This is a genomic window from Bradyrhizobium sp. USDA 376, assembly GCF_054063675.1.
In genome coordinates, this window is sequence record NZ_JBSSGN010000001.1 from 8,641,464 (window position 1) to 8,660,873 (window position 19,410).

16 protein-coding genes are annotated in these 19,410 nt (G+C 66.1%); 9 read left to right on the top strand and 7 right to left on the bottom strand.

Annotation, left to right across the window (positions count from 1 at the left end):
• Positions 1–223: 223 nt before the first annotated feature.
• The 3 genes from ACVJ19_RS40685 (at position 224) to ACVJ19_RS40695 (ending at position 2,696) form a co-directional block, all read left to right on the top strand.
• On the top strand, positions 224–1,357 hold the full coding sequence (locus ACVJ19_RS40685) for a DNA methyltransferase (protein ID WP_456739509.1): 1,134 nt from the start codon (positions 224–226) through the stop codon (positions 1,355–1,357).
• Between the two features lie 193 nt (positions 1,358–1,550).
• On the top strand, positions 1,551–1,877 hold the full coding sequence (locus tag ACVJ19_RS40690; RefSeq protein WP_453954679.1) for a hypothetical protein: 327 nt from the start codon (positions 1,551–1,553) through the stop codon (positions 1,875–1,877).
• A gap of 132 nt (positions 1,878–2,009) precedes the next feature.
• A complete protein-coding gene (locus ACVJ19_RS40695) occupies positions 2,010–2,696 on the top strand; it encodes a glutathione S-transferase family protein (RefSeq protein WP_453954680.1) in 687 nt (228 codons plus the stop codon).
• A gap of 60 nt (positions 2,697–2,756) precedes the next feature.
• On the opposite strand, the gene ACVJ19_RS40700 is transcribed toward ACVJ19_RS40695, so the two are convergent.
• The 4 genes from ACVJ19_RS40700 to ACVJ19_RS40715 form a co-directional block, all read right to left on the bottom strand.
• Positions 2,757–4,766 (bottom strand): HAMP domain-containing methyl-accepting chemotaxis protein, encoded by a 2,010-nt coding sequence (locus ACVJ19_RS40700; RefSeq protein ID WP_453954681.1) that lies wholly within the window; start codon positions 4,764–4,766, stop codon positions 2,757–2,759.
• Between the two features lie 299 nt (positions 4,767–5,065).
• The gene (locus ACVJ19_RS40705; protein WP_453954682.1) at positions 5,066–7,075 is read right to left on the bottom strand and encodes a HAMP domain-containing methyl-accepting chemotaxis protein; all 2,010 of its coding nucleotides are present in this window, start codon (positions 7,073–7,075) and stop codon (positions 5,066–5,068) included.
• Positions 7,076–7,459: 384 nt separating this feature from the next.
• Positions 7,460–7,627 carry a DUF1127 domain-containing protein gene (locus ACVJ19_RS40710; protein WP_453955308.1) on the bottom strand — a complete coding sequence of 56 codons (168 nt, stop codon included), beginning with the start codon at positions 7,625–7,627 and terminating at the stop codon, positions 7,460–7,462.
• Positions 7,628–7,680: 53 nt separating this feature from the next.
• Positions 7,681–8,124, bottom strand: a complete 444-nt coding sequence (locus ACVJ19_RS40715; RefSeq protein WP_453954683.1) for a nuclear transport factor 2 family protein — start codon at positions 8,122–8,124, stop codon at positions 7,681–7,683.
• Between the two features lie 91 nt (positions 8,125–8,215).
• On the opposite strand from ACVJ19_RS40715, the gene ACVJ19_RS40720 reads away from it, so the two are divergent.
• The gene (locus ACVJ19_RS40720) at positions 8,216–9,130 is read left to right on the top strand and encodes a LysR family transcriptional regulator (RefSeq protein ID WP_453954684.1); all 915 of its coding nucleotides are present in this window, start codon (positions 8,216–8,218) and stop codon (positions 9,128–9,130) included.
• Positions 9,131–9,280: 150 nt separating this feature from the next.
• Here ACVJ19_RS40720 and ACVJ19_RS40725 read toward each other — a convergent pair whose 3' ends face one another.
• Positions 9,281–9,901 carry a glutathione S-transferase family protein gene (locus tag ACVJ19_RS40725; RefSeq protein ID WP_453954685.1) on the bottom strand — a complete coding sequence of 207 codons (621 nt, stop codon included), beginning with the start codon at positions 9,899–9,901 and terminating at the stop codon, positions 9,281–9,283.
• Between the two features lie 140 nt (positions 9,902–10,041).
• Here ACVJ19_RS40725 and ACVJ19_RS40730 point away from each other — a divergent pair, with 140 nt between their 5' ends.
• Positions 10,042–11,319, top strand: coding sequence for a flavin-dependent oxidoreductase (locus ACVJ19_RS40730; protein ID WP_453954686.1), 1,278 nt, complete (start codon positions 10,042–10,044; stop codon positions 11,317–11,319).
• Between the two features lie 259 nt (positions 11,320–11,578).
• Here ACVJ19_RS40730 and ACVJ19_RS40735 read toward each other — a convergent pair whose 3' ends face one another.
• Positions 11,579–11,998: a PaaI family thioesterase gene (locus ACVJ19_RS40735; protein WP_453954687.1), complete on the bottom strand. Its 420-nt coding sequence runs from the start codon at positions 11,996–11,998 to the stop codon at positions 11,579–11,581.
• Between the two features lie 52 nt (positions 11,999–12,050).
• Positions 12,051–13,166, bottom strand: coding sequence for an A/G-specific adenine glycosylase (mutY, locus tag ACVJ19_RS40740; protein ID WP_453954688.1), 1,116 nt, complete (start codon positions 13,164–13,166; stop codon positions 12,051–12,053).
• 109 nt (positions 13,167–13,275) lie between these two features.
• Between mutY and ACVJ19_RS40745 the strand changes: the two genes are divergently transcribed.
• From ACVJ19_RS40745 to ACVJ19_RS40760, 4 genes are all read left to right on the top strand, one after another.
• A complete protein-coding gene (locus tag ACVJ19_RS40745; RefSeq protein WP_453954689.1) occupies positions 13,276–13,773 on the top strand; it encodes a DUF721 domain-containing protein in 498 nt (165 codons plus the stop codon).
• Between the two features lie 140 nt (positions 13,774–13,913).
• A complete protein-coding gene (locus ACVJ19_RS40750; RefSeq protein WP_453954690.1) occupies positions 13,914–14,570 on the top strand; it encodes a DsbA family protein in 657 nt (218 codons plus the stop codon).
• A gap of 218 nt (positions 14,571–14,788) precedes the next feature.
• Positions 14,789–18,253: a chromosome segregation protein SMC gene (gene smc, locus ACVJ19_RS40755; RefSeq protein ID WP_453954691.1), complete on the top strand. Its 3,465-nt coding sequence runs from the start codon at positions 14,789–14,791 to the stop codon at positions 18,251–18,253.
• A 110-nt stretch (positions 18,254–18,363) separates the two neighbouring features.
• Positions 18,364–19,341 carry a small ribosomal subunit Rsm22 family protein gene (locus ACVJ19_RS40760; protein WP_453954692.1) on the top strand — a complete coding sequence of 326 codons (978 nt, stop codon included), beginning with the start codon at positions 18,364–18,366 and terminating at the stop codon, positions 19,339–19,341.
• Positions 19,342–19,410: the final 69 nt, after the last annotated feature.

Sequence of the window (19,410 nt, forward strand, 5' to 3'; positions counted from 1 at the left end):
GTCTTTTGGGCAGCATCGCTGCTCTTGCAGCGCGAAGAAAGACGAAAAACACTGCAAAACACGGCAAATGCGAACAGCCGCCGGCACGCGACGCGCGCTGCGCGGCCTGCTCACAAAAGCAGCGGGTTAAGTCGATTTTTACTTTGCCGCTTCAATGTAACGGTCAGTCGGTTGTTTGGTCCCGCGTCGCCGACAGCGTCGCCTGAGTCAGAGTTCTTGAGTCATGGTAGAGTCGCGTCGCGGGGCGTCTGCAAGGGCGCCCCGCACAAACTTTGAGTCTCCGTCGCATCGAATCATCCTCGGCGATTGCGTCGCCGAGATGTCGAAGCTTCAGGCAGGCAGCGTCGATCTGGTGTTCGCAGATCCGCCCTACAATCTTCAGCTCAAGGGCGATCTCAAGCGCCCCGACGAATCCCATGTCGACGCCGTCGATGACGACTGGGACAAGTTCGATTCATTCTCCGCCTATGACGATTTCACCCGCGCCTGGCTGCTTGCCGCCCGCCGCCGCGCGATGAAGCCGTCGGCGACGATCTGGGTGATCGGCTCCTATCACAACATCTTCCGCGTCGGCGCGATCATGCAGGACCTCGGCTTCTGGCTCCTGAACGATATCGTCTGGCGCAAGTCCAATCCGATGCCGAATTTCCGCGGCCGCCGCTTCACCAACGCGCACGAAACGATGATCTGGGCCGCGCGTGACGAAAAAGCCAAGGGCTACACGTTCAATTACGAGGCGCTGAAGGCGGCGAACGAGGACGTGCAGGCACGTTCCGACTGGCTGATCCCGCTCTGCACCGGCGAGGAGCGCCTCAAGGGCGCCGACGGCAAGAAAGTGCATCCGACGCAGAAGCCGGAAGGCCTGCTCGCGCGCGTGCTGCTGTCCTCCTCCAAGCCCGGCGATCTCGTGATCGATCCCTTCAACGGCACCGGCACCACCGGCGCCGTCGCCAAGCGCCTCGGCCGCTCCTATGTCGGCTTCGAGCGCGACAAGACCTATGCGAAGGCGGCGGAAGCCCGCATCGCGGCGGTGGAACCGCTGCCGGAAGAAAGTCTCGCTCCGTTCATGACCGCACGCGAAGCCCCGCGCGTCGCGTTCTCGGAACTGATCGAGCGCGGCATGATCATGCCCGGCACGAAGCTGTTCGACGCCAAGAAGAAGCTCGGCGCGCTGGTCCGTGCCGACGGCGCCATCATGCTGGGCGACAAGGTCGGCTCGATCCACCGCATCGGCGCCGTCGCGCAAGGCGCGCAGGCCTGCAACGGCTGGACCTTCTGGCATGTCGAGACCAAGAAGGGTCTCAAGCTGATCGACGAGCTCCGTGCCGAGATCCGCGCCGGCATGGCGGCGGAGTAGTTTTCCTCTCCTCCGTCATTCCGGGGCTCGCGAAGCGAGAACCCGGAATCCATCCAACCACAGCACATGCGGCCCAATGGATTCCGGGCTCGCGCCAAGAGGCGCGCCCCGGAATGACAGCAGTGGTGGTTGAAAGCCGCCCCCGCCAGGACTAGATTCGCCCGATCAGTCCCGTCCTGACCGGTTGGGCTCCATGCGACGACAGTCCGAGACTTGGCTGCTGGTGCCGCTGCTGCCGATCTTCCTGCTCGGCATGTTTCCGATGTTCCTGATCGCGCTGCTCGGATTTTTCGGCCTCGCTTTGTTCGGCGTGCTCGTGATCTGCGTCGGCCTTGCCAGCAGCAACGAGGCCCACGACAATTTCAATCACGACGTCATCGTTCACGGCTATCCGCGCGGATCGGAGCGCGCGGCGCGCGCCTCCGACATGCATCTCGCAGCAAAGCTCGGGCTTCGCCTGGAGGCGGTCGGCGCGGCGATGATCCTTACGGCGGCGATCGGCCTTTGTTACGCCGGCTGATCTGCGTGGCGCGCAGATACCGCCCGGCAAACTCGCCGGTTGCTCTCTCCGACAAGGTTCAGGCAAGAGATGGGCGCCAGCGGCAATGACGCCGCGCTCGCTCGCGGCCAACGAACACTGGGGAGATGATGGATGCTCAAATTCTATTTCAACGGCTCGCCGAACCCGACCAAGGTCGCGCTCTATCTCGAAGAATCCGGCCTGCCTTTCGAGCCGGTGAAGATCGACACCCGCAAGGGCGAGCAGTTCACGCCCGAATTCCTCAAGATCAATCCGAACGGCAAGGTGCCGGCGATCGACGATGGCGGCACCATTGTGTTCGACAGCAACGCCATCCTGCTCTATCTCGCCGAGAAGACCGGCAAATTCCTGCCCGCCGCCAGCGTGCGCGGCGAGACGCTGTCATGGCTGATGTTCATCGCCACCGGTGTCGGGCCGTATTCCGGTCAGGCCGTGCACTTCAAGCATTTTGCGCCGAAGGACCAGAACCACGACTACGCCCATAACCGCTACCAGTACGAGACCGATCGCCACTACAAGATTCTCGACGGTCACCTCAAAGGCCGCAGCTATATGGTCGGCGACAGCTATTCGATCGTCGATATAGCGCTATGGGGCTGGGCGCGGATGGTGCCGTTCAAGCTCGGCGATGACGCCTTTGCGCGCTACCCGAACGTGAAGCGGCTGGTGGACGAGATCTCGGCGCGGCCCGCGGCCGCACGCGCGATCGCGCTGAAGGACAAGTTCACCTTCAAGGCCGAGATGGACGACGAGGCGAGAAGCAACATGTTCAAGCACATGACGACCAAGGTCGCCTGATCGCGCCGCGCCTTCGGTTCAGGTCCACGCGCATGCGCGTGGACCTTTGCTTTTGAGACTTCAGGCGGCGTGGACCGAGTTCAGGAACTTGGCGACTTCCTGCTTCAGACGGTTGCTGTCCGCCGACAGCGAGCGCGCCGCCGACAGCACCTGCGAGGAGGCCGAGCCGGTCTCCGACGCCCCGCGCTGCACGTCGCCGATATTGGTCGAGACGCGCTGGGTGCCATGGGCCGCCTGCTGAACGTTGCGGGAAATTTCCTGCGTCGCCGCGCCCTGCTGTTCCACGGCGGCGGCAACCGCCGAGGAGATTTCCGACAATCGCTCGATGGTGCCGCTGATCTCCCGGATGGAGCCGACCGACTGCTCGGTCGCGGCCTGGATGCTGGAAATCTGCTGGCCGATCTCACCGGTCGCTTTCGCGGTCTGCTCGGCCAGCGCCTTGACCTCGGAGGCGACCACGGCGAAGCCGCGACCGGCTTCGCCGGCACGCGCGGCCTCGATGGTCGCATTCAGCGCGAGGAGATTGGTCTGGCCCGCGATGGTGTTGATCAGCTCGACCACGTCGCCGATGCGGGCGGCTGCCTTGGACAATTCGCCGACGCGCTCGTTGGTCCGGCTCGCCTGCCCGACGGCCTCGCTGGCGATACGAGCGGATTCCTGCACCTGGCGCGCGATCTCGCTGACCGAAGACGAGAGCTCTTCGGTGGCCGAGGCAACCGCCTGAACATTGGCCGAGGCTTCCTGCGAGGCGCTGGCGACCTCCGTCGACAGATCCTGGGCGCGCGAGGCAGTCGTGGTCAGCGTGCCGGCGGAGGCTTCGAGCTCGTTCGAGGCCGACGACACGGTATTCACGATCTCGCCCACCGCCTGCTCGAACTGGTCTGCGAGCCTGACCATGTCAGCCTTGCGGCCCTCGGCCTGCCGAGCCTCGACCTCGACCTGCTCGTGGCGCAGGCGCTCGGTCTCGACCATGCTCTCCTTGAACACCTGGATCGCCTTGGCCATGTCGCCGATCTCGTCGGTCTTGCCACGGCCGGGGATCTCGACCTTGAGATCACCACCGGCCAGCAGCCCCATCGCCCGGGTCATCGTGGACAGCGGACCGACGATGCTGCGGGCGATCAGGAAGGCGACAATGCCGCCGAACAGGATCGCAAGGCCACCGGCGACCTCCTGGATCCAGGTCGTATTGGCGATGACGCCGTCGGCGGTCGCGCGCGACTTCTGGTAGTCGGCCTTCAATCCGGTCTCCGCCACCTTGAGCTTGTCGACGCTGTCGTTGATCAAGGGAGCGATATCGTTGCGGTAGATTTCATCGGCCTGGAGGATTGCGGCGGAGGTCGTCTCGAAGGCCGCCTTGTAGGCCGAAAGCGAGCTCTTGATCGGCCCGAACGCGGTCTTGACCTCGTCCGGCAGGCCGGCCCCCTCCAGTGACTTGAGCGCTTGCTGCGCCCGATCGGCATTGGTCCTGAAGGTCGCCGGTCCCTTTGCGTCCCGGACGGCGAGGAAGCGCCAGTTGGCGACACGAACCAGCAGGATCTTGGATTCAAGATCGGCGACGGGGGCGGTCACGCTGGTATCCCCGGTTGCGCGCGCTGCGTCGACCAGCTTGCCGGTGTTGGCGGTCAGCTCGTCGCCGCCGGCGAGCAGAACGGCTTTGCCCTTGGTCGTCTCGTTGACGGCGGTGCCCATGCGCTCGCGCAGGGACTTCAACTTTTCGATGTCGCTGGTGAGGCCGTTGTAGATCTTGAGCCGCTCCTCGGAGATGGTCGATTTGGCCGCGGCCTTCAACAGCTCGACCGTCACCGTTTCCCGTTCCGCGGCTTCCTTGAAGGCCGGCTCGTTGGCATCATAGACGTAGCGCAGATTGGCGCGCCGGAGCGCCTGGAGGTTGATCGAGATTTCCTGGACGCGCGCGGTGTTGTCCGAGAGCGTGGACAGCCGCGCCATCTGACCCTGGACCGCCCACAGATTCCAGACCGCGACCGCGGCCATCACCAAACCAAGAACCACGAGAACCGAAAATCCGGCGTACAGACGCCCCCGAATTCCCAAACGCAAGCTCGGCATCACTGTCCACCCATAGCAGGAAGAAACGAGAAGCAGCCGACGACCCTTCATCCGATTGCAATGGCGACCCATTGCGACCACGCCCCCGGGAATCGTGCTGCACGCCTACATTGCGGAACAATCGTTAATTGCGGCTGTATTTTACCGGTGTCGACTACGGGGGAGCCGACGAAGACATCGCCGTCGTCTGCTCCGATGAACAAGTGTTGGGCACTGGCAGCACAGCATTGGCGGCCTGATCAAGCCACAGCATCGCTTCAGGTCCACGCGCATGCGCATGGACCTTTGCTTTTGAGGCTTCAGGCGGCGTGGACCGAGCTCAGGAAGTTCGCGACTTCCTGCTTCAGCCGGTTGCTGTCCGACGACAGCGAGCGCGCCGCCGACAGCACCTGCGAGGAGGCCGAGCCGGTCTCCGACGCCCCGCGCTGCACGTCGCCGATATTGGTCGAGACGCGCTGGGTGCCATGGGCCGCCTGCTGGACGTTGCGGGAGATCTCCTGGGTCGCTGCGCCCTGCTGCTCCACCGCGGCCGCGACCGTCGACGAGATCTCCGACAGCCGCTCGATGGTGCCGCTGATTTCCCTGATGGCGCCGACCGACTGCTCGGTGGCGGCCTGGATGCTGGAAATCTGCTGGCCGATCTCACCGGTCGCTTTCGCGGTCTGCTCGGCCAGCGCCTTCACCTCGGAGGCGACCACCGCGAAGCCGCGGCCGGCTTCGCCGGCGCGCGCGGCCTCGATGGTCGCATTCAGCGCCAGGAGATTGGTCTGGCCGGCGATGGTGTTGATCAGCTCGACCACGTCGCCGATGCGCGCGGCCGCCTTGGACAGTTCGCCGACGCGCTCGTTGGTCCGGCTCGCCTGCCCCACGGCCTCGCTGGCGATGCGGGCGGATTCCTGCACCTGGCGCGCTATCTCGCTGACCGAGGACGAGAGCTCTTCGGTGGCCGAGGCAACGGCCTGAACATTGGCCGAAGCTTCCTGCGAGGCGGATGCCACCTCGGTGGAGATATCCTGGGCGCGCGAGGCGGTCGCCGTCAGCGTGCCGGCGGAGGCTTCGAGCTCGTTCGAGGCCGACGACACGGTATTCACGATCTCGCCCACGGCCTGCTCGAACTGGTCTGCGAGCTTGACCATGTCAGCCTTGCGGCTCTCGGCCTGCCGCGCCTCGATCTCGGTCTGCTCGTGGCGCAGGCGCTCGGTGTCGACCATGTTGTCCTTGAACACCTCGATCGCCTTGGCCATGTCACCGATCTCGTCGGCCTTGCCGCGGCCGGGAATCTCGACCGCGAGATTGCCGCCGGCAAGCAGCCCCATCGCGCGTGTCATCGAGGTCAATGGACCGACGATGCTGCGGGCGATCAGGAAGGCGACGATCAGTCCGAACAGGACGGCGAGGCCGCCCGCGATCGCCTGCACGGTCGTCGTGCCCTCGATCACGGCTTCGGCGGCGGAGCGCGACTCCTTGTAGTCCTTCTTCAACGTGGTTTCCGCGACCTTGAGCTTGCCGATGCTCTCGACGATGAGCGGGGCGAGGTTCTTGTGGTAGATCTCGTCGGCCTGGAGCATCGCCGCGGAGGTCGTCTCGAACGCGGATTTGTAGATGCCGAGCGAGGTCTTCACCGGGGCGAGCGTGGTCTGCAGCTCCGTCGCCTGCGGGCTCTTTTCGAGCGCCGAAAGGCGCTGCATCGCCCTGTCCACATTGGTCCTGAAGTTCGCCGGGCCCTTGGTGTCGCGCAGCGCCAGGAAACGCCAGTTGGCGATTTGAACCTGGAGCAGCCTGGATTCGAGGTCCGCGACGAGCGCCGCGGTGTCCTCATCGACGGCAGCGCGGGCCACATCGACCAGCTTGCCCATCTTGACGGTCAATTCGTCACCGCTCGGCAGCAGCGTCGCCTTGCCGGTTCTCGCCTCGTTGACGGCGTCCCCGAGATTGTCGCGCAGGCTTTTCATCTTGGCGATGTCGGCGATCAGGTCGTTGTAGAGCTTGCGCCGCTCCTCGGAGGCCGTTCCCTTCGCCCCGACCTTCAACAGCTCGGTCGCCGCGGCCTCGCGCTCCGAAGCCTCCTTCATCGCAGGTTCGCTGGCGTCGTAGATGTAGCGCAAATTGGCCCGCTGGATCGCCTGGAGGTGGGTCGATATCTCCAGCACCCGCGCGGTGCTGTCCGAAAGCGCCGATTGCTTGGCGACCTGATCCTGCACGGCTCGCAAATTCCAGACGGCAACCACCGCCATCACGAGACCAACCGCCACCAGGGCCATGAAGCCTGCGTACAGGCGTCCCCTGATCCGCAAACGAAATTTCGGCATTCCCACTGTCCACCCAGATGCATGTGACTTCGAGCGGCCGAACGTCCGGCGATCGTCAGCGGCCACCCCGGCAGCCGCGCGTCGTCTTCCGACGACCCACGCTGCACCGCGACACAATGGGGGACACTCGTTAATTGAACCTTCTGATTCTTCGCGCCGGCGCGCCGGGCTCATACAAAATCTGCTGATTTAATCGGCAGTTGCGCAAGGCTTTGGCGCTAAGGCCCGCAGCCGCATGCAGATCGCTGCATCGGATACTCCGATGGACGTTGGTTCGACGGTCGCCTGCGTCACTTTGCCAAGCGCGCTCGCGACCGCCCCAGCCTGTGGGGGTGCGAGCGCCGCCGATGCCGGCTCGACCGGGACCGGCGTACGCTCCGCCCTTCATTTCCGCTGGCGGGGCTTGTGCAGCTGGTAGGCAATCTCCGACCGGGTTATGCCGCAGTCCTGCAGCTCCCGTTCGGTCATGGCAGCGAGCTGGCATCGGGCCCGGGACCGTTCCCGCCTGATACGCATGAGGTCCACCAGCGTCCGCCAGACCCGCACGACCATCGCGGGCCGTGACGAACAGCAGCGGCCGGCGGACGCGACGTCGTCCAATCCGGTCAGCTCGCGGCCCTCACGGGCGCTTGCGGAAACGGGCCCAGCGCCTTCTCGGTGAGGATCGAGTCGCAGTACTCCCGGATCTCCTTGATCTTGCCGTCCTCGAGGCGAAACACCAGGCAATAGTCGTTGTCGTAGCGCACGCCCTCGGGCGTGACGTTGTCACCCTTGGCCTCCACCACGACGATGTCGCCATCGGCGATGAAGCGGTGAGCCACGGTGCGCGTCCGGTCGCGCAGGCGGGTGCGGACATAGCCGTGCAGATCGTTGAGGATCGCCTCCTTGCCGGTGAAGGTCCGCGACCAGGAATACTGGCCGGTGACAACCCATCTGGCATCGTCGGCGAGGCTTGCGGTGAACAGGGCACGATCGCGCGCGGCCGGATCGGGGTTTGCGGCGGCGGCGAAAATGTCCTGCATCAGTTTCTTGTTGGCGGCAGCGCTCATGGCGGCATCTCCGTGTGGTGGCAACGCGGAGATCATCGTCGGGCGATCGGCATTCTTCAAATCGATAGAGAGTATGATATCTATTCGCCTCATGAATTTGAATTCGCTTGACCTCAACCTGTTGACCGCACTCGACGCGCTGCTGCGCGAAGCCAATGTCAGCCGCGCGGCCATGAGGATCGGCCTGTCACAGCCGGCGACGAGCCACGCGTTGCAACGCCTGCGCGACATCTTCGGCGATCCGCTGCTGGTGCGGACCGGCGCGCGAATGGAGCTGACGCCGCGGGCGCAAGCCCTGCGCGCGCCGCTGGCGCAGGCGCTCGACCAGGTGCGCGGGCTGTTCGTGCCGGATGAGTTCGATGCGGCGCGCAGCGAGCGGCAATTCCGCCTGATGATGCCGGACCTCGCGGTCGAGCTGTTGATGCCGCCTTTGATGGAGAAGGTGACCCGGGCCGCCCCCAACGTCCGCATCGACGTGGTGCCGTGGCGGGGACCTGCGATCTTCCATGCCGAATTCGCCCGCACCATCGACCTCGTGATCTCGATCGGCAATGCCTTCAAAGGCTTTCACCGCCAGTTGCTCTACACCGACAGCGACGCGCTGGCGGTGCGGCGCGGACATCCCGTTGGAGCGAAGCTGAAGCGGCGCGAGACTTTTCTGGCGGCGCGCCATGTCGGCGTGATCATTCGCGGCCAGCCCGAGGATCTGATCGACACCTGGCTGCGCGCTGAGGGCATCGAGCGGCACATCTCGCTGGTCGTGTCAGGCTATCTCGAAGCGCTGCACGTCGCCGCCCGAACCGACCTCGTCGCCTTCGTGCCGCGCCGGCTGATTGCGGCGCTGTCGAAGCAGCTCGGCCTCGTGGCGGTGACGCCGCCGCTCGACCCAGGGATCGACGAGCAGTTCATGTTCCATCCGACGCGAGCGCAGATGGACCCGGGTTCGATCTGGCTGCGGCGGTTGATGCTGGAGACGGGACGGGAGCTGGAGAAGAAGAGGTCGTAACTTCGTAGGGTGGGTTAGACCTGCGGCTGCGCAAAGCGCAGTCCGCTGGGCGTAACCCACCACTTCTGTCTCCGCGGAAACTAAAGAGGTGGGTTACGCCCTGCAGATGCGCGTCGCGCATCTGCACAGCTAACCCACCCTACGAAAGCCTCACGCCTTCTGCGCGTCCACCACCTTGCGTATCGCCGGCCGATCCGACATGCGCTTGAAATGATCGGCGATCCTGGGCGTGGCGTTGATGTCGACGCTGTCGCCTTCGAGCCAGAGCGAGAGCGTGTGGAGATAGGGATCGCAGATCGTGAACTGATCGCCCATCACCCACGGGCCTTTGAACATCTTCTGCTCGATCAGTTTGAAGCAGGCGGCCATGGTCTTCGGCACCATCGCCTTCATGTCGGCAAACGAGCTCTCTTCCGTCGCCCAGCGCGCGCCGCGCATCTTGTGGGCATGGTTGATGTGCACGGTCGAGCAGAGATAGGAGTTGAACGACTGCACCTGGGCGAAGTCGAAGGGATCGTCGAGCGGCGCGAGCCTGGCCTTGGGGAAGGTTTGCGCGATATAGGCCAGCATCGCCGGCGTCTCGGTGAGGACGCCGCGGTCGGTCACCAGGGCCGGCACCCGGCCCTTCGGATTGATGGCGAGATAGTCCGGGCTGTTCTGCTGGTTGTCCTTGAAGCTCAGCCGTTCGGCCGTGTAGTCGGCGCCGGCCTCCTCCAGGGTCATGTAGGTGGCGAGCGCGCAGGTGCCGGTTGCGTAGTAGAGCTTGAGCATGTCTGACCTCATGGGAAAGCTGGAAATTAACGGCTGTCGGGCGCGAGGTCTATAGCACGCTGCTCTACGTGCTTTGCTCTTCGCAGTTGCCCACATCCGCCCGCCTGTGCCAAGACGCCTGCAATCGGAGGGGTTTTGTCATGACGGTACTCATCGCCGGTGGCGGCATCGGCGGGCTGACGCTTGCGCTCAGCCTGCACGGAATCGGCGTTCCCGTGAAAGTGTTCGAGAGCGTCGCGGAGCTGAAGCCGCTCGGCGTCGGCATCAACGTGCTGCCGCATGCGGTGCGCGAGCTGATCGAGCTCGGGCTGATGGACAAGCTGGATGCCAGCGGCGTGCGCACGCGCGAGCTCGCCTATTTCTCCAAGCACGGCAAGCCGATCTGGAGCGAGCCGCGCGGGCTGGAAGCCGGCTACAAATGGCCGCAATTCTCGATCCATCGCGGCACGCTGCAGCAGCTGCTGCTGGACACCGCGGTCGAACGGCTCGGCCGCGACAACATTTTGACCAGCCATCATCTGACCGGCTGGACCGAGACGGCCGACGGCGTGCGCGCCGATTTCATCGACAAAGCGACCGGCAAGCCAGCCGGCATTTACGAAGGCGCGATCCTGATCGCCGCCGACGGCATCCATTCCGCCGCGCGAGAAAAGCTCTACCCGAACGAAGGCCCGCCGATCTGGAACGGCCGCATCCTCTGGCGCGGCGTCACGCCGGCAAAGGCCTTCCTCACCGGCCGCACCATGATCATGGCCGGGCACGAGATCCTGAAATTCGTCTGCTATCCGATCTCGAAAGAGCCGGATGCGGCAGGCAACCATCTGATCAACTGGGTCGCCGAGCGCCATATGCCTCCGACCTATCAGTGGCGGCGCGAGGACTATAACCGCACCGCGCGGCTCGAAGAGTTTTTGCCCTGGTTCGAGAGCTGGCAGTTCGACTGGCTCGACGTCCCCCGCCTGATCAGGAACTGCCCGCATGCCTATGAGTATCCGCTGGTCGACCGAGATCCGGTGTCGCAATGGACCTTCGGCCGCGTCACGCGGATGGGCGATGCCGCGCACCCCATGTACCCGATCGGATCGAACGGCGCCTCGCAGGCAATCCTCGACGCCCGCGTCATCACCCGCGAGATCCTGGCGCACGGCCCGACGCAAGCCGCGCTGCGCGCCTATGAAGCCGAGCGCCGGCCCGCGACCACGGATCTCGTCCTGCTCAACCGCAAGAACGGCCCCGAGCAGGTGATGCAGCTCGTCGAGGAGCGCGCGCCCGACGGTTACAAGACCGTCACCGACGTGCTGTCGCAAAAGGAGCTGGAAGACATCGCCGCGAACTACAAGCGCGTTGCGGGATTCCAGGTCGAGGCACTGAACGCGAAGCCGCCGATCGTGAGTGCCGGTGCGCGGCGGGTAAGTTAGCCACTCATCGATCCGCGGCCTCCTCTTCACCTCGCCCCGCTTGCGGGGAGAGGCATAGGCCGCCTTCGCGGCCGTCCTAAGAACGCCGAAGCTAAGCTTCGGCTATGTTGCATCTTCGATGCAATCCGGGTGAGGGGGTACAGGTCTCTCGTGGACCTCCCGCGTGGACGGAGGCCCCTCGCCCCACCCTCTCAGCGCGAGCGAAGCTCGTCGCGCCCCCGTAAGTACGGAGCGAGGGAGCGAGAGAGCGGCGTCCGCCTCACTTCACCACCCTCGCCGCCTCCAGCAGCCGCTCGCTGGCGCTGGCTGTTGCCAGAACCGTGCCGTCCTCCGCCATCAGCTTGCCCTCGACAAACGCAATCGTCTTGCCGAGCTGCATCACCTTCGCTTCACCAATGATCGGCCCGGGCTTTGCGGGCGCCAGAAAATTCACGGTCATGCTGATGGTGGTGGTGTAGAGCCGGCCCTCGCTCATCACCAGCACCGCAGGACCCATGGTGTCATCGAGCATGGCCGAAAGCATGCCGCCCTGGATGAAGCCCGCCGGATTGCAGAATTCGGGCTTGCCATCGAAGGCGAGCCTGATCCAGCCCTCCTCGGGGCGAGCATCGAGCAGGCGCCATCCGAGCAGCTCGGCGCAAGGCGGCCTTGGAAAATTGTCGAGCGCGGTCTTGACCATTGGCAGCCTCCGTGTCGCGCCCTGATAGCTTAACGCTGCTGCCAGCGTGCTGTCAGGAGGATGGGCCCGAAAGATCCAGCGCATGCGCGATCACCTTGCGCATGACGTTGGGCAGCGCTTCGTCTGCAAGCGTCGCGATCGGCACCCAGCGCATGCCGGCGGGCGCGCGGGTGCGGGCTTCGGCCTTCGCCGTGTAGACCACCAGCTCCAGCGGAAAATGGGTGAAGACGTGGGTGACGACGCCCACCTTGCGCTGCCAGCGCGACAGCCCCTTCAGCTCCGGCGCCTGCTGCTTTGCCGTCGCATCCTCCTGTCCGGCGAGCCAGTCCGAGCCGGGCACTTCCGTCATGCCGCCGAGCAGGCCCTTCTCGGGCCGCGAGCGAACCAGCAGTTCCTCACCGCGCGTCACCACGAAAGCGGCGCCGCGCCTGAGCGTTCCGCTCTTCTTCGGCGCCTTGCGCGGAAACGTCTCCTGGGTGCCTTGCGCGCGCGCCGTGCAGTCCTCGTTCAGCGGGCACAGCGAGCAGGCCGGCTTCTTCGGGGTGCAGATCGAGGCCCCCAGATCCATCAATGCCTGTGCGCTGTCACCGGCGCGGCTGTCGGCCAGCAGCGTCGCCGCCAGTTGCTGGATCAGCGGCTTTGCCTGCGGGAGCTCGTCTTCAACTGCAAAGAGCCGCGACACCACGCGCTCGATGTTGCCGTCGACCGGCATGGTGCGGCGGTCGAAGGCGATCGCCGCGATCGCTGCCGCCGTGTAGGGCCCGATCCCCGGCAGCGCGCGCAGCCCCTCTTCTGTATTGGGAAAGACGCCGCCATGCTCGCGCGTCACCGCGACCGCGCAGGCGTAGAGATTGCGTGCGCGCGAGTAATAGCCGAGCCCCGCCCACATCCGCAGCACGTCATCCTGCGAGGCGCGTCCCAGCGCCGTGACATCGGGCCAGCGCGCGACGAATCTCTCGAAATAGGGCCCGACCGCCTTCACCGTGGTCTGCTGGAGCATGATCTCGGACAGCCAGACGCGGTAAGGGTCGGACGTCTCACCGGGCGCGGCGCGCCAGGGCAGCCGGCGACGATGGCGGTCGTACCATTGGAGAAGCAGCGTCGGACGCGATGAGGTATCCGGTCGAACTGGTTCCGATTTCACGTTCAGGGCGGATCTGCGGCTCATGCGCTCACTGTAACGGCCCCACGCCGATCTCTCCACGTCGTGCCGGCGCCGGTCGCGGGCATCCACGTCTTTCTTCGTGGTGGCCCGTCCGCAGTGCTATAAGGCCCCCATGTCCAAATCCGGCCCCATCTTCAAGCCCGGTCCCATCAGCGCAAAACCGCTCGGGATCCTGCTCAACGACGTCTTTGCCGAGGCCTATGCCAAGCAGGGCTTTGCCGCGCGCGAGCTGGTGACGCGGTGGGCGCAGATCGCGGGGCCCGAGATCGCGGCCCATGCCGAGCCGCTCAAGATGCAATGGCCACGGCCGGTCGAGGGCCAGCCGCAGGAGCCGGCAACCCTGGTGCTGCGGGTCGAGGGGCCGATGGCGCTGGAGATCCAGCACTCGGCCGACGTGATCCTGGAACGGGTCAATCGCTTCTTCGGCTGGAGCGCGGTCGGCAAGCTCGCCTTCCGGCAGGCCCCCCTGTCCCGGCCCCGGGCCCGCAAGCGGCCCGGCCCGCCGGACCCCAAGGCGGTCGCCAAGGTGGCGGAGAGCCTGACCGACATCGAAGATGAAGAATTGAAGACGGCGCTGGCGCGGCTCGGGGCCGCCATCAAGCGAAATTGAGCCTCATTTCGCGGGCAATCTGGACCCGTGCTTGCGGCCCGCCATTGCCTCAGGCGACGTTTCAAGCTAGCGACAGGCCGCCCGGGCGGGAACCTTGACCCGATCCTTTGGGCGACACTTTGCCAATTCGGGAGCCGACCTTGATCATCACCCGCCGCGCCTTCACCACGATGCTGTCGCTGACCGGGCTTGCCGCGGTCGCCGGGCTTTCGCCGCTGCGGTTCATCTCCGAGGCGATGGCGCAGTCGGCCGCCGATGTGGCGAAGCCGGTGTCGCTGCCCGACATGGCGCTCGGCCCGAAGGACGCCGCCGTCACCATCACCGAATACGCCTCGATGACCTGCCCGCACTGCGCCGCCTTCAACGAGCAGGTGTTCCCCAAGATCAAGTCGGAGTACATCGACACCGGCAAGGTGCGTTACATCTTCCGCGAGTTCCCGCTCGACATCAAAGCGGCCGCCGGCTCGATGCTCTCGCGCTGCATCGCCAAGGACGACGCGCCGAAATACTTCGCCGTCACCGACATGCTGTTCCGCCAGCAGAACGACTGGGTGTTGAAGAACACCACCGAGACGCTGACGCGGATCGGCAAGCAGGCCGGTCTCACCCAGCAGCAGGTCGAAGCCTGCCTGAAGGACCAGGCGCTGCTCGACAAGATCGCCGCCGACCAGAAATACGCCAGCGACGTGTTGAAGGTGGATTCGACGCCGACCTTCTTCATCAACGGCGAGAAGATCAAGGGCGAGGCCTCGTTCGAGGAGTTCGCCAAGAAGATCAACCCGCTGCTGAAGAGCTGATTCGCTCGTCAAGATCCTGATTCGCATCTCGAAAGCCGTATCTTTCCCGGCATAAATCCCTTGGGAAAAGCGGCTTTCGCCGGTTGCCCTCGCGGCGCACCGCGGCCATTGTCCAGCCGCATGAGGCGCCTCGCGCGACTCGCCCCGGATAGCGACATTGCCTTCCATGGTAGTGTCCCGGCAGGGGGATTCGCGCCTGCCAACAGAGATGCGTGCTTATGAAAATCACCCGCCTGCGACTTCACGGCTTCAAGTCCTTCGTTGAGCCCACGGACTTCGTCATCGAGCCCGGCCTGACCGGCGTCGTCGGACCCAACGGCTGCGGCAAGTCGAATCTCGTCGAAGCGCTGCGCTGGGCGATGGGCGAAACGTCGTACAAGTCGCTGCGCGCCGCCGACATGGACGCGGTGATCTTCGCAGGCTCCGGCAACCGTCCGGCGCGCAACCACGCCGAAGTGACGATGACGATCGACAATGCCGATCGCACCGCGCCTGCGGCGATGAACGACAGCCAGCTTCTCGAAATCTCCCGCCGCATCGAGCGCGAAGCGGGCTCGGTCTACCGCATCAACGGCCGTGACGTGCGCGCCCGCGACGTGCAGATCCTGTTCGCCGATGCCGCCACCGGCGCGCGCTCGCCGGCGCTCGTCCACCAGGGCAAGATCGGCGAGATCATCCAGGCCAAGCCCGAGCAGCGCCGCCGCGTGCTGGAAGACGCCGCCGGCGTCGCCGGCCTGCACGCCCGCCGCCACGAGGCCGAGCTGCGGCTGAAGGCGGCCGAAACCAACCTCACCCGCGTCGAGGACGTGATCGGCCAGCTCTCCGGCCAGATGGAAGGCCTGAAGAAGCAGGCCCGCCAGGCCGTGCGCTATCGCGAGGTCGCGGCCAAGGTCCGCAAGGCCGAAGCCACGCTGTTCCACCTGCGCTGGATCGGTGCCCATGCCGACGTCAACGAATCCGGCCAGACCCATGATCTCGCCGTGCGCGAGATGGCCGAACGCACCCAACACCAGGCCGAAGCCGCCCGCATCCAGGCGATCCGCGCCGCCGAGATGCCGGCGCTGCGCGATGCCGAAGCGCGCGCCGCCGCCGGCCTGCAGCGCCTGACCAATGCCCGCGAGTTGCTCGACCGCGAGGAAGAGCGCGCCAAGGAGCGCGTCGCCGAGCTCGAGCGCCGTCTCGCCCAGTTCGAAGGCGACATTTCCCGTGCTCAGCAACAAACCATGGACGCCGACGTCGCGCTTCAGCGCCTCGACACCGAAGACGCCGAGCTGAAGGAAGAGATCAAGTCGCGCGTCGAGAAGCGCTCCGGCGTCGACGAGCGTGTCGCCGAGGCCGAGGCGGTGCTGACCGAGACCGAGCAGCAATTCGCCGAGCTCACCACCGCGCTCGCCGACCTCACCGCCAAGCGCAACCAGCTCGAGGCCAACGTCCGCACCCACCGCGACAAGCTCGCCCGGCTCGACCAGGAGATCGCGAACGTCGCCGCCGAAGAGCAGAAGCTCACTGAAGCGACCGGCGGCTTTGGCGATCTCGACGAGCTGACCGCTCTGGTCGAAACCGCGGAGCAGACGCTCGCGGCTTCGGAAGCCGCGGCGCAGGCGAGCGAAGCCGCGCATGTCGCGGCACGCCAGACGCTGGAATCCTCGCGCTCGCCGCTGAACGAGGCCGACAAGCGCGTGCAGCGCCTCGAGACGGAAGCCCGCACGATCTCCAAGATCGTCAACGGCGAGACCAAGAATCTGTGGCCGCCGATCATCGACGGCATCACCGTCGACAAGGGCTTTGAGAAGGCGATCGGCGCTGCGCTCGGCGACGACCTCGACGCGCCGATCGACCCGTCGGCGCCGATGCGCTGGACCAATGTCGGACACACCGAGGGTGACCCGGAGCTGCCCGAAGGCGCCGTTCCGCTCGCCAACCACGTGCAGGCGCCGGCCGAGCTGGCCCGCCGCCTGGCGCAGATCGGCGTGGTGCCGCGCGAGCGCGGCGCCGAGCTGGTCTCGCAGCTCAAGACCGGCCAGCGGCTGGTCTCGCCCGAGGGCGACGTCTGGCGTTGGGACGGCTTTGTTGCCGCAGCTCACGCCCCGACCGGCGCCGCGCGCCGCCTTGCCGAGCGTGCCCGCCTCGTCGACATCGAGAACGAGCTGGAGCAGGCCCGCATCGACGCGCAGATCAAGCGTCAGGCGCTGGAGAATGCCGAGTCCGAGCTGCAGATGGCGGCCAGCACCGAAGGCGCGAGCCGCGAAGCCTGGCGCGCCGCGCAGCGCGAGCTCAACGCCGCGCGTGAGCGCCACGCCACGGCCGAGCGCGAGATCAGCCGCCACGCCGCGCGCAAGGCGACGCTGTCGGAAGCGCACAGCCGCCTCGCCGCCGACCGCGCCGAGGCCGAGGCCGCGCATGAATACGCCGCCGCCGGCATCTCCGAGCTGCCGTCGAGCGAGGACACCGAGACTCGTCTGGCCGCCGTCCGCAGCGACATCGAGGCTCATCGCCGCATGGCCGCGCAGGTCCGCGCCGAAGCGCAGGCGCTGGCGCGCGAGGCCGAGCTTGCCGACCGCCGCGTGCAGGCGATCCTCGCCGAGCGCACCGAGTGGCAAAACCGCAAGGAGAGCGCGGCCTCCCACATCGACACCATCCAGGCCCGTATCGCCGAACTCACGATTGAGCGCAGCGATCTCGAAAACGCGCCGCAGGTGTTCGCCGAGAAGCGCAGCGCGCTGATCACCGAGATCGAATACGCCGAGAACGACCGCCGCATGGCCGCCGACGCGCTCGCCACCGCGGAGACCGCGATGGCCGAGACCGACCGCGTCGCCAAGCTGACCCTCGAGGCGCTCTCCAGCTCGCGCGAGGCCACCGCCCGCGCCGAGGAGCGCATGGAAGGCGCCCGCCGCCGGCTGGAGGACATCGAGCGCGAGATCCGCGACATGCTGGAGGTCGAGCCTCAGGCAGTCGCCGGCCTCGCCGAGATCGAGCCGGGCGCGGAGCTGCCGGCGCTGCACGACATCGAGGAAGACCTCGAAAAGATGCGCCGCGATCGCGAGCGCCTCGGCGCAGTCAATTTGCGCGCCGAGGAAGAGCTGCGCGAGGTCGAGACCCAGCACACCGGCCTCGTCACCGAGCGCGACGACCTGGTCGAAGCCATCAAGCGGTTGCGCCAGGGTATCCAGAGCCTCAACAAGGAAGCCCGCGAGCGGCTGCTGACCTCGTTCGAGGTCGTCAACAACCACTTCAAGCGCCTGTTCGTCGAGCTGTTCGGCGGCGGCGAGGCCGCGCTGCACCTGATCGAGAGCGACGACCCGCTGGAAGCCGGTCTCGAAATCATCGCAAAACCGCCGGGCAAGAAGCCGCAGACACTGTCGCTGCTCTCGGGCGGCGAGCAGGCGCTGACCGCGATGGCGCTGATCTTCGCGGTGTTCCTCACCAACCCCTCGCCGATCTGCGTGCTGGACGAAGTCGACGCGCCGCTCGACGACCACAACGTCGAACGCTACTGTAACCTGCTGCACGAGATGACCGGCTCGACCGACACGCGCTTCATCATCATCACGCACAATCCGATCACGATGGCGCGGATGAACCGGCTGTTCGGCGTCACCATGGCCGAGCGCGGCGTGTCGCAGCTGGTGTCGGTGAGCCTCGCCGAGGCCGTGGACATTCTCGACCAGAACGTGGCGTGATATCTCCGGCGTCATTCCGGGGCTCGCGAAGCGAGAACCCGGAATCTCGCGCTACAATCTCGAACTTCCGGGCTCGCGCTACGCGCGCCCCGGAATGACGGTGGGTAAACATGATCTCTCCCACCCTCCCCGCCGAACTGAAGGCCGCCCTCGACGGCAAGCTCCAGGGCTTTTCACGCACCGACGCCGCGCAACGCTCGCAGAAGATCTCGACCACCTATCGCGCGGGCGGCGGCTCCGGCACGATCAAGTCGGAAGCCGATGCGCTCGCCTATGCGCTCGCGCGGATGCCGGCGACCTATGCGGCCGTCGCTGCAAGCCTCAACGCGCTGACCGAGATCGCACCTAGCCTTGCGCCTGAAACGCTGCTCGATGTCGGCGCAGGTCCGGGCACCGCGAGCTGGGCCGCCGCGGAAGCCTTTCCGTCGCTGCAGGATTTTACCCTGCTCGACGCCAACGCCACCCTGAGCCGCCTTGCGCTCGAACTGGCGCGCGACAGCATACGGCTGGCGGAGTGCCGCTATTTGCCCGGTGATGCCGGCGGCAATCTCGCCGAGGTCTCGCAAGCCGATCTCGTCATCGCCAGCTACATCATCGGCGAGCTCAGCGAAGCCGACCAGCGCAAGCTCACAGAGGCGATGTGGGCGAAAGCACGCCACGCGCTGGTCGTGATCGAGCCCGGCACGCCCGCCGGCTACGCCCGCATCCTCGCGCTGCGCCAGCAGCTGATCGCAGCCGGCGCTTACGTTGCCGCCCCCTGCCCGCACGAAAGAGCCTGCCCGCTCACCGCACCCGACTGGTGCCATTTCTCCCAGCGCCTGCCGCGCTCGCAGGCGCACCGGCAGATCAAGGGCGCCGAGGTGCCGTTCGAGGACGAGCGTTTCATCTACGTCGCCCTGACCCGCGCGGCGCCCGAGAGCCGCGCCACGCGCGTGCTGGCGCCGCCGGATGTCGGCAAGGCCGAGATTGCGGCGAAGCTTTGCACCGAGGACGGCGTTGAGCTCGCGAAGGTCCCACGCCGCGACAAGGCCGCCTACGCGAGCGCCCGTCGCTGGCGCTGGGGCGATGCCGTCATTTCCGAAAGTTAACCTCGTTCAGGGCTTTTGCCTTGAACTCGGACGGTTCCTCATTCGACCAAGCCTTACCTCCCCTCCGCG

Coding starts and splice junctions, on each gene's coding strand:
- ACVJ19_RS40715 (WP_453954683.1), bottom strand. CDS start 8,124: ATGAGCGCTGCCGCCAACAAGAAACTGATGCAGGACATTTTCGCCGCC.
- ACVJ19_RS40705 (WP_453954682.1), bottom strand. CDS start 7,075: ATGCCGAAATTTCGTTTGCGGATCAGGGGACGCCTGTACGCAGGCTTC.
- mutY (WP_453954688.1), bottom strand. CDS start 13,166: ATGAGCCGCAGATCCGCCCTGAACGTGAAATCGGAACCAGTTCGACCG.
- smc (WP_453954691.1), top strand. CDS start 14,789: ATGAAAATCACCCGCCTGCGACTTCACGGCTTCAAGTCCTTCGTTGAG.
- ACVJ19_RS40760 (WP_453954692.1), top strand. CDS start 18,364: ATGATCTCTCCCACCCTCCCCGCCGAACTGAAGGCCGCCCTCGACGGC.
- ACVJ19_RS40710 (WP_453955308.1), bottom strand. CDS start 7,627: ATGGTCGTGCGGGTCTGGCGGACGCTGGTGGACCTCATGCGTATCAGG.
- ACVJ19_RS40690 (WP_453954679.1), top strand. CDS start 1,551: ATGCGACGACAGTCCGAGACTTGGCTGCTGGTGCCGCTGCTGCCGATC.
- ACVJ19_RS40700 (WP_453954681.1), bottom strand. CDS start 4,766: ATGCCGAGCTTGCGTTTGGGAATTCGGGGGCGTCTGTACGCCGGATTT.
- ACVJ19_RS40720 (WP_453954684.1), top strand. CDS start 8,216: ATGAATTTGAATTCGCTTGACCTCAACCTGTTGACCGCACTCGACGCG.
- ACVJ19_RS40730 (WP_453954686.1), top strand. CDS start 10,042: ATGACGGTACTCATCGCCGGTGGCGGCATCGGCGGGCTGACGCTTGCG.
- ACVJ19_RS40685 (WP_456739509.1), top strand. CDS start 224: ATGGTAGAGTCGCGTCGCGGGGCGTCTGCAAGGGCGCCCCGCACAAAC.
- ACVJ19_RS40695 (WP_453954680.1), top strand. CDS start 2,010: ATGCTCAAATTCTATTTCAACGGCTCGCCGAACCCGACCAAGGTCGCG.
- ACVJ19_RS40745 (WP_453954689.1), top strand. CDS start 13,276: ATGTCCAAATCCGGCCCCATCTTCAAGCCCGGTCCCATCAGCGCAAAA.
- ACVJ19_RS40735 (WP_453954687.1), bottom strand. CDS start 11,998: ATGGTCAAGACCGCGCTCGACAATTTTCCAAGGCCGCCTTGCGCCGAG.
- ACVJ19_RS40725 (WP_453954685.1), bottom strand. CDS start 9,901: ATGCTCAAGCTCTACTACGCAACCGGCACCTGCGCGCTCGCCACCTAC.